Here is a 3,631-nt window from a genome sequence, read left to right as displayed (position 1 = left end):
CTACGTGAGTGCACACGAGGCTGTCGATGGCGTTGTGGCGATGTGTGCTCCTCTTCATCTCTATTCCTGGACCTTGCCCTTTATTCGACTAGCTCGTCGGCTCATGCCACGCATCCGCTGGGCCTGGGAAGATATTCGTGACCCGGCTGCGCGCTATGCCTACAGCCGACAGCGCTTGAAAGAGAGCTATCAGTGGCGTGTGCTGGTGGCTATTGAGAATCTGCTGAAGTTTCTCCCGCATCTGCAGCAGGCTCTGCCGGCAGTGACAGCACCGACTCTCATCATGGTTGCGCGCCACGATCACGTGGTGCCCGTTCGCGATGGTCAGGCCATCTATCAGCGAATCAGCTCGCGCGAGAAGTACCTGGTGACCTTCCATCGCTCCTACCATCTGATTACGAAAGACTACGACCGTGAAGAGGTCTTTGAGAAAACAGCGGACTTTATCGATGAGCAAGCTCGCAAGCACGGGGTGATTATCCAGGGAGAGAGCCACCAGCGAGCATGGCAGCAGGCCGGTACACCGTTTGAACCACCACCCACGCTGGATCTCCAGACACGCTGTTGGCGCTGGTGCCAACAACAGTGGCAGTTGACGAGTATGCGCGCGGCCCAGCTGGCTCAGTGCTTCACATCCTGGGCTGCTCTCGTGTATACTCAGACGGCGAAGAAATTGAAGCCCTGAGGCAAGGCGGCAACTAGCATTGGCTCATCAGGTGAGTGATCTGAGTGATCCACCACGCACTCCAACCGGTCCTGTTTCCGAACCCCGGAGCCGCTACCTGCGCCTATCAAGGATCGGCGTGTTGACTATGCTGAGCCTGATCGGGCTGCTCTTGGCCTGCTTCAATGGCCTACTTATCTACGGCCTGACTCCCCAGGCTCAGCAGGCGGCTGCACGCTCAGCGACGGCAACTGTGCGCGCTCTTGAAACCCGTGTTGCCTCTCCAATTGTGTTAACTCCGACTCCGACCCCCAATCCTTCGGCAACGCCAACGCCGAATCCGCCGATTTTCTGGCCTAATAATAATACACCTAACGCTGTGCTCCAATTGCCAGAAGGACACTATTTGATCTATGAACAGCCATATAATCCTAATCTTCCAAGCAATCCTAAAAATAGCCGCAATCCCAATAGCCAGCAAGGCAATCTCTTCCTGGCTCCTTTAGGTGGTCAGCCGGAAGCGCTCCAGGCGCCGGGCTACATCTACAATCAGGCGGTGCGGCCCACGCTTACACCTTCCGGTCAGTTACTTTACAGTGGCGATGGCCTCTGGCTCCTGGACATCTTTAGCGGTCAGGCCATCCAGATCGCCACCATCGACACTGACGAAGTCATTACCTCAATGGCGCTCAGCGCTGATGGACGCTGGCTCGCCTGGAGCAGTGAGCCAGCGAACGGGCGGGGTACGATTAAGATCTATGCCGGACCGCTAGCCAGTACCCGGCTAGTCTATCAGCAGTCGACTGCTGATTGCCCTTGTTTTCGGGTCTTTGCCGTGCTGCCTGCGAGCAGCAAGCAAGTGCTGGCCTATCTCCTGCTCACAGATAGCCGTGGCAGTCATGAAGCGATTCAAAATGGCCTCTGGGTCCTGCCGATTCCTGTGGCTGGTGAGCAGGGGCAGCAAGAGCCGCAAGAGATTCTTGACGAGGACCCGCAGCAGGGGCCGCTGCTGCTCTCGCCTTCTGAGCGTTTCCTCCTCTATTCTCCCAATGAAGGACAGGTACCCTATCCCACTGATAACAGCGTTCCTGCAGACATTGCTGCGCTCTCCTACGCCAACAGCCTCAGCCTGGCGTCTCTTGCTGGCTCTCCTCCGACGCTTGGCGCAGCTCAGGTGGTACTGCCGGCGCAGCGGGCACTGCGCAGCATTGCCGACTATCACTGGGTAACCACGCCGCTCTTTACGCCAGATGAGCGTGCGCTAGTCTACGTGGAATTTTCGAGTGATGACCAGCCACCCTATGGGCGCCATAGTGCCCTCTATACAGTGCAGATCAGCGATGGCAATGGTCACCTGCGTATCGCCAAACCTGCTCTGTTGGCCACCTCGACAGCGGCCTTGCTGGAGCTAGGTACCTGGCTCAATGGGCACACCGTCACCTTCTACGCCGATGGCAATATCTTTGCCCTTGATCTCAGCACTGGGGCCATCGCGACCCTGGTGCAGGCGGGAACTTATGTGCGGGCCATCGCTGTCATTGGCACGGGCCGCATTTAGGGAGGCATCTTGACGGGCTGGACGGAGAAAGCGACAGACAAGAGCCCCGCTTCTCGGCCGTCGGCTGACTGTGGTCCTCGATTGCCATTTGCCCCATCAATCGCGCGGCAAGAAAAAGGGAGCTGAGCGGGGGGGTAAAGGGCATGGATAGGATCATGTGACTCAGCCGGGTCACAGCGAGATTGCAGGCTCAGCTCCTTATATTCAGTTTACTCAGTCTACCAACAGGCAGGGGGCGCTCTCACCCCTGATGGCATAGGAGTAGAGTAGAGGGAAGAAGAGGATAGGCCCTCTATACCACGAAGGGTCTTGGCCCGAGCAGGAGGGGACCAGGCGAAGCAAAACAAAGCTTTCCCTGCCAGCCAGGCTGACCACTAGCATGGGCAGGAGCGATTATCTGGTCGAACTGAGCTTCTTGGCCCGCTCGTTGCATCCCTGTGCGAAGCAGCCTGCCCACTTCCGTACCTCCAGATTGCCAAAGGAGCACTGTGAACCCGCCAACCAGCCGTGTCCTGCAAGCGTATCCGTTCTGGCTCCTCCAAAGCGAGAACTACCCCACTCTGCGGTTTCTGCCTGCCATCAGCTACTCTCCTGTCTGGCTGAACGCGGCCAGGCATTGGAGAGAGCCAGCCATAGCTCCTCACACTAGAGATGAGACCAGGATAAGCCTGGCTCTGTACCGGCACGGCCCGAAGAGCAAAGAGGCGCAGCCTGCTAGAGGGCGCGCCGTCCCAGCGGGCGACCGAGCAAGAAACCCAGGACAAGGCCTGTGATGAGGCCGCCGATGTGGTCAGAAAGGGCGATGTTGCTCCCAGGGGCAAAGCCCAAGGCTAGGTTAAGGCCTAACCAGAAAAGCCAGTTGACAATCGCTCCCTGTCCGAACGGTCCTAGTGCGCGCCGATTCATGATAAAGAAAGCGCCAAGTGCGCCGAAGGTACCGAAGATTGCTCCCGATGCACCCACGCTCAGCACCGTGGCGGGCATCAGAAAGTAGGTGGCCAGGCCTCCTACGATGCCCGAGGCAAGGTAGATGAACAGATAGCGCAGCTTGCCATAGAACAGCTCGGTAGCGCTCCCAACCAGGAACAGCGAAAACATATTTAAGAAGATGTGCAAGATGCTCGCATGCAGGAACATCGCCGTGAAAATGCGCCAGTAGTCTCCAACCTGGCTGACCTCGCCTCCCATCTGGTAGAGCACATTCACGTCGATGAAGAGGCTGCGGCTCAGGAAAATTTCCACCACGAAGACGGCGATGTTGATGAGGATCAGCGTATTCGTGATCAGGCGCGGATAGCGGTTCAGCATGAAGCGGCCGCGTAAGATCTGGCGTTGGAGCTGACTGGGCTGTGACCACGGCGCCTGCTCCTGCGGGAGGGGCTGGCTGGGGCCAGTGGCTGGGCTTGTTG

At 58.1% G+C, this 3,631-nt stretch carries 3 protein-coding genes; 2 read left to right on the top strand and 1 reads right to left on the bottom strand.

The window, feature by feature from the left end; genetic code table 11:
* Together IRZ24_RS18025 and IRZ24_RS18020 are read left to right on the top strand one after the other, a co-directional pair.
* The coding region (locus tag IRZ24_RS18025) for an alpha/beta hydrolase (RefSeq protein ID WP_297167359.1) at positions 1-685 on the top strand (685 nt) is incomplete at its 5' end.
* A gap of 121 nt (positions 686-806) precedes the next feature.
* Positions 807-2,222, top strand: a complete 1,416-nt coding sequence (locus IRZ24_RS18020) for a hypothetical protein (protein ID WP_297167357.1) — start codon at positions 807-809, stop codon at positions 2,220-2,222.
* A 714-nt stretch (positions 2,223-2,936) separates the two neighbouring features.
* On the opposite strand, the gene IRZ24_RS18015 is transcribed toward IRZ24_RS18020, so the two are convergent.
* Positions 2,937-3,631 (bottom strand): rhomboid family intramembrane serine protease (locus tag IRZ24_RS18015; protein WP_297167355.1); only part of this gene is annotated, 695 nt, incomplete at its 5' end.

Source organism: Thermogemmatispora sp. (assembly GCF_019683755.1).
Classification (GTDB): Bacteria; Chloroflexota; Ktedonobacteria; order Ktedonobacterales; family Ktedonobacteraceae; genus Thermogemmatispora.
Note: the sequence above shows the minus strand (reverse complement) of the source record. Positions and strands in the feature narration are given on the sequence as shown.